Consider the following 3,128-nt stretch of genomic DNA (forward strand, 5'->3'; position numbering starts at 1 on the left):
CCGACGACGTTGCCGTCACCCTCGACGTTGGTGGCATCGATATCGCCTGCGGTGCCGGTGTTGACCACCCCGCCGTCGGTGGCGGTGTTGGTGGTCTTGTCACCAAAGGTGATGTCACCGAACTCCAGCCCGAAGTTGCCGATACCCTGCTGCTGGTCCTCACCGGCGTGGTTGACCGTGTTGGTCTCCGGGCTCAAAAACCGGGTGTCGTTGTGGCTGAGGGTGTCGTTGTTGGACAACACCTCGGTCTGGCGCTGCGGGGCGAACGCGATCCCATGCGTCTGGGCCACCGCCTGCTGCAGCCCCACCACCGGATCACCACCCCCATGCACCACCGCCGCAGGCGCCACGGTGGCCGCCACGGCCTGCACCTGGGCGGCCGAGACATTGCCGAAGCCGGCCTGGTGCAGTTCGCGGTCGGGGTCCGCCACGAACGCGGCGGCGGAGACAGGGTCACGGAACAGGTTCAGAAACCAGTCGATGAGGTTCATGTCGGATCCTTTCAAAGATGTCGGTCTTGGTCTGGTCGCCGGGCTGTCCGGCGAGCTGAGAACCACGTTATGGCCGTCGCGACGCCCCTGAAACGGGGTCGCGGCCCCTCCCTGCACAGCACCGTCCCGGGATCGGACTAGGGGTTCTGTTAGGGGATTAGGGGATGGTCCGGGGATCGGCCGAAGCGTCCGCATTCTCAAGCCGAAACGACAAAATGCGCGGCCCCTTGAGGGGCCGCGCACTCCGTCGGTTCAGGTTTGTCAGTCGAAGATGTCGAATCCGCCCGCGTCGATGTCGAGCTGCTGCACATCGGCGAGCGCGTCGCTGAAGGCCTCGCTGGTTACAACATCGTCGACGACGTCCTCGATCACCGGCTGGTCCAACTGCAACGCGGTGTCGTCGGCGTCGGCGACGCCCGGGACATCCGGCTCGGCGAGTTCCGGCACCCCCGGATCGGAGATCAACGCGGCGGACACGTCGTCCACCACATCGGCGGGCACGTGATCGCCGAACGCGTCGAAAGCGGCGGTGGCCGCTCCGCTGCTCCAGACGTTGCCTGCCGCTTCGGCGATACCGCCGTCCAGCGCGGTCGGAACGGTCGTCGGAAGCGCCGACATCGACTCCGACACCACCGGGATTAGGGCGTGGACATCGGCGCTGGTCACATTCGTCAGATTGGCGTCGAGAATGGCTTGATTCGGATCGGCGGCGAAACGCGCGGCGGCGTCGGGATCACGCACCACCGACATGACGAAGTCGAGTAACTCGTTGGCCATGAAACACCCTCCCTCCCTCGAACAGATATAGGTGGCTAGAGACAAGGCCTAGCCGAGTGGCCTGCCACGATGCTATCGACGGCGACCGCCGCGGTGATCGGTGCGAAACCCACCTGCTCGGCCCGGCCGTTAGGGGATGCGGCGTTAGGGGATTTCCTCCCACTAGGGGCAGCTCCCGTGTCCGAAGACGTTGAGCCGCTATCGTGATGAACGGCCAAATGTAGAGGTGGAGATGAGCGACTCACTCGGGTTGTCGATCGGTTCGACCAATCTGGTGGCGGCCCGAATCGGCCGCCCCCCGGTCATGCGCCGATCGATACTCACCGTATTCGACGATCGCGCGCCGGAGGTCGGCGTACCCGCCGAGAACCCCAACCTCAACCAACCCGGCATGGTGCTGAGCGGTTTCGTCGAACGCGTCGGCGACCCGGTGCCGTTGGTCGCCGCCGATGGCTCACCTCATCGCGGAGAACGGGTGCTGGTCGAGGCGCTCGACGCCATGGCGCGCACGGTCGGCGGTGGGACCCCGGTCGTGATCGCGGTACCCGCGCACTGGGGGGCGGCGACCACGGGCGCGCTGCGAGGCGCCCTGCGGGCGGCGCCGGGCCTGGCCCCCGACGGGGTGCCGCCTGCGCTGGTGCCCGATTCGGCGGCCGCGCTCGCCGCACTGCAGGCCGCGCCGGGGCTGCCGTCGAGCGGAGTTGTGGTGCTATGCGATTTCGGCGGCAGTGGAACCAGCATCAGCCTGGCCGACGCGTCAGCCGGCTACGCCCCGATCGGGGAGACGGTCCGCTACGCGGACTTCTCCGGCGACCAGATCGACCAGCTTCTGCTCAACCACGTCGTAGCGGGCATCGCGGCCGCCAACGACGCCGACCCGGCGGGCACCGCCGCCGTCAGTTCTCTGGCGCGGCTGCGCAACGAGGCCCGTGTGGCCAAAGAGCAACTGTCGGCCGACACCGCCGCGGTCGTGCACGCCGACCTGCCGGGCTTCAACTCCGACGTGCGCGTCACCCGCACCGAGCTGGAGCAGCTGATCAGCGAGCCGCTCGACGGGGTCCTCAATGCCGTCCAGGAAGCATTGCAGCGCAACGATATTCCGCCGGCAAATGTCTCGGCCGTCGCGACCGTCGGCGGCGGGGCGAACATCCCGCTGATCACCCAGCAGCTGTCGACCCGGCTGCGCGCGCCGGTCATCACCACGCCGCAATCCCAACTCAACGTCGCTGCGGGCGCCGCGCTGATCGCCGACGCCGCCGAGGCCGCCACCGGGATGGCCGCCGTCGCCCCCGATGCCCCGACCGGGATGGCGCCGACGAGCATGTCCGCCGCCGCGTGGGCCGCAGGAGCCGCAGGCGTCGCAGCTGCCGAGTCGGCCTCCGACGGCGCAGGCTCGGCGACGTTCCGCGCCTTGGCGTGGTCGCAGGACGACTCGCCTGTCGACGAGCCGGTCCCTTATGCCGGTGAGGATTACACGTTTGAAGGGGGCGGAACCGGCGCTCGGCCCGCGATGGAGTTCGCCCACGAGGAAGAGCAGTACGAACCGGAACCCGAACCGCTGCCTTGGTACCGCAGGCCGGTGGTGCTGTTCGGCGCGGCGGCCGCGGCCGCACTGCTGGCCGCCGGTGGTCTCGCCGTCACTCTGACGAGCACCACAGGTGACAGCACTCCCGTCACCGAGACCGCGACGACCTTCGAGTCGGGACCGTCGCCGGAGACGACGACTTCGGTTGCACCACAGACGGTTACGGTCACGGGAACGGATGGGCGTCCGACCACCAGCGTGGTCCCGCCACCCCCGCCCCCGGAGACGACGACGACCACGACGTCACCCACCCTGCCCCTTATACACATCTCCGC

3 protein-coding genes are annotated in these 3,128 nt (G+C 68.5%); 1 reads left to right on the plus strand and 2 read right to left on the minus strand.

Going from position 1 to position 3,128, the window contains the following annotated elements; translation table 11 throughout:
- Positions 1-491 (minus strand): IniB N-terminal domain-containing protein (locus tag CEX87_RS26815; protein WP_198957323.1); only part of this gene is annotated, 491 nt, incomplete at its 3' end.
- A 261-nt stretch (positions 492-752) separates the two neighbouring features.
- A complete protein-coding gene (locus tag CEX87_RS26820; protein ID WP_064399846.1) occupies positions 753-1,268 on the minus strand; it encodes an Rv0340 family IniB-related protein in 516 nt (171 codons plus the stop codon).
- A 232-nt stretch (positions 1,269-1,500) separates the two neighbouring features.
- Between CEX87_RS26820 and CEX87_RS26825 the strand changes: the two genes are divergently transcribed.
- Positions 1,501-3,128, plus strand: a 1,628-nt coding sequence (locus CEX87_RS26825; RefSeq protein ID WP_094289868.1) for an Hsp70 family protein, incomplete at its 3' end; no start/stop codon positions are given.

Source organism: Mycobacterium lehmannii, assembly GCF_002245535.1.
In the GTDB taxonomy this organism is placed as follows: domain Bacteria; phylum Actinomycetota; class Actinomycetes; order Mycobacteriales; family Mycobacteriaceae; genus Mycobacterium; species Mycobacterium lehmannii.

What these genes read in the sequence shown, in the direction of transcription:
- CEX87_RS26820 (WP_064399846.1), bottom strand. Translation starts at nt 1,268, where the DNA reads ATGGCCAACGAGTTACTCGACTTCGTCATGTCGGTGGTGCGTGATCCC.